Raw genomic sequence first — 2,500 nt, 5'->3', positions numbered from 1 at the left:
TACCTTTTGTATAATGGGTCAGCGACTTAATTTATCGAGCAAGCTTAAGCCGTTAGGTGTATGCGCAGCGAAAGCGAGTCTTAATAGGGCGCAAGTTCGATGGATTAGACCCGAAACCGGGTGATCTAGCTATGAGCAGGTTGAAGGTGCGGTAACACGCACTGGAGGACCGAACCCACGCCTGTTGAAAAAGGCGGGGATGACTTGTTGCTAGGGGTGAAAGGCCAATCAAACCCGGAGATAGCTGGTTCTCCGCGAAATCTATTTAGGTAGAGCGTTGAATGAATACCTTGGGGGGTAGAGCACTGAATGGGCTAGGGGGACTCACCGTCTTACCAAACCTAATCAAACTCCGAATACCCAAGAGTACTGTTCAGCAGACACACTGCGGGTGCTAACGTCCGTAGTGGAGAGGGCAACAACCCTGACCGCCAGTTAAGGTCCCTAAGTCATGGCTAAGTGGGAAAGGATGTGAGGATCCCAAAACAACCAGGATGTTGGCTTAGAAGCAGCCATCATTTAAAGAAAGCGTAACAGCTCACTGGTCTAAATAAGGGTCTTTGCGCCGAAAATGTAACGGGGCTAAAGCCATGCACCGAAGCTGCGGGTGCACGTAAGTGCGCGGTAGCGGAGCGTTCTGTAGGCTGATGAAGGGTGACCCGTGAGGGCACCTGGAAGTATCAGAAGTGCGAATGCTGACATGAGTAACGATAAAGAGTGTGAGAGACACTCTCGCCGAAAGTCCAAGGGTTCCTGTGCAATGCTAATCAGCGCAGGGTTAGTCGGCCCCTAAGGCGAGGCAGAAATGCGTAGTCGATGGGAATGAGGTTAATATTCCTCAACCAGTGGGATGTGACGAATTCCGGTAGTTGTATTGTCTTATTGGATTGATGATGCAGCGTAGGAGTTCCAGGAAATAGCACCCACATTAGACCGTACCCTAAACCGACACAGGTGGACAGGTAGAGTATACCAAGGCGCTTGAGAGAACTATGCTGAAGGAACTCGGCAAATTGCTCCCGTAAGTTCGCGAGAAGGGAGACCCATCAGAAGGCAACTTTTGGTGGGTGGCACAGACCAGGGGGTTGCGACTGTTTATCAAAAACACAGGGCTCTGCGAAGCCGCAAGGCGACGTATAGGGTCTGACGCCTGCCCGGTGCCGGAAGGTTAAGAGGAGATGTGAGAGCATCGAATTGAAGCCCCGGTAAACGGCGGCCGTAACTATAACGGTCCTAAGGTAGCGAAATTCCTTGTCGGGTAAGTTCCGACCTGCACGAATGGCGTAACGACTTCCCCGCTGTCTCCAGCATAGACTCAGTGAAATTGAATTCCCCGTGAAGATGCGGGGTTCCTGCGGTCAGACGGAAAGACCCCGTGAACCTTTACTATAGCTTTGCGCTGACAGTTGTGTTGGCATGTGTAGGATAGGTGGTAGGCTTTGAAGTTCGGGCGCCAGCTCGGATGGAGCCATCCTTGAAATACCACCCTTGTTGTCATGGCTGTCTAACCGCGGTCCGTTATCCGGATCCGGGACAGCGCATGGTGGGTAGTTTGACTGGGGCGGTCGCCTCCCAAAGAGTAACGGAGGCGCGCGAAGGTTGGCTCAGACCGGTCGGAAATCGGTCGTCGAGTGCAATGGCATAAGCCAGCCTGACTGCGAGACTGACAAGTCGAGCAGAGACGAAAGTCGGTCATAGTGATCCGGTGGTCCCGTGTGGAAGGGCCATCGCTCAACGGATAAAAGGTACTCCGGGGATAACAGGCTGATGATGCCCAAGAGTCCATATCGACGGCATTGTTTGGCACCTCGATGTCGGCTCATCGCATCCTGGGGCTGGAGCAGGTCCCAAGGGTTTGGCTGTTCGCCAATTAAAGCGGTACGTGAGCTGGGTTCAGAACGTCGTGAGACAGTTCGGTCCCTATCTGCCGTGGGCGCAGGAGAATTGAAAGGAGCTGACCCTAGTACGAGAGGACCGGGTTGGACGCACCTCTGGTGGACCTGTTGTGGCGCCAGCCGCATTGCAGGGTAGCTATGTGCGGAAGGGATAACCGCTGAAAGCATCTAAGCGGGAAGCCCACCTTGAGACAAGTTCTCCCTATCAGAGCCGTGGAAGACCACCACGTCGATAGGCCGGGTGTGGAAGTATGGCAACATACGAAGCTTACCGGTACTAATAGCTCGATCGGCTTGATCACTCCCATTTATCAATGTTCATTCAAGCGATTTCCGCAAAGCGGAAACGCGTAAAATACAGCGGAAAGTGCATTGTTCGTAGAACAATCACTGAAAGCGTAAGCACCAGCTTCTCAAATTTGCTTTTAACCGGCCTGGTGGTCATGGCGAGGCTCCCAGACCCGATCCCATCCCGAACTCGGAAGTCAAACGCCTCCGCGCCAATGGTACTTCGTCTTAAGACGCGGGAGAGTAGGTCGCCGCCAGGCCTGTTAAAAGCAAATCATAAAAAAAACCCCGGTGTTCACCAGACACCGGGGTTTTTT

At 53.0% G+C, this 2,500-nt stretch carries 2 rRNA genes (1 of these 2 cut by a window edge); both read left to right on the top strand.

Annotation, left to right across the window (positions count from 1 at the left end):
* Nucleotides 1-2,197: ribosomal RNA gene (locus DSD30_RS21320) — 23S ribosomal RNA — on the top strand; it begins 542 nt to the left of the window's first position.
* A gap of 131 nt (nucleotides 2,198-2,328) precedes the next feature.
* A 5S ribosomal RNA gene (gene rrf / locus DSD30_RS21315) occupies nucleotides 2,329-2,443 on the top strand.
* The last annotated feature ends 57 nt before the right edge of the window (nucleotides 2,444-2,500 follow it).

It is taken from the genome of Cohaesibacter intestini (assembly GCF_003324485.1).
Classification (GTDB): Bacteria; Pseudomonadota; Alphaproteobacteria; order Rhizobiales; family Cohaesibacteraceae; genus Cohaesibacter; species Cohaesibacter intestini.
This window is presented reverse-complemented; position numbering and strand designations above follow the sequence as displayed.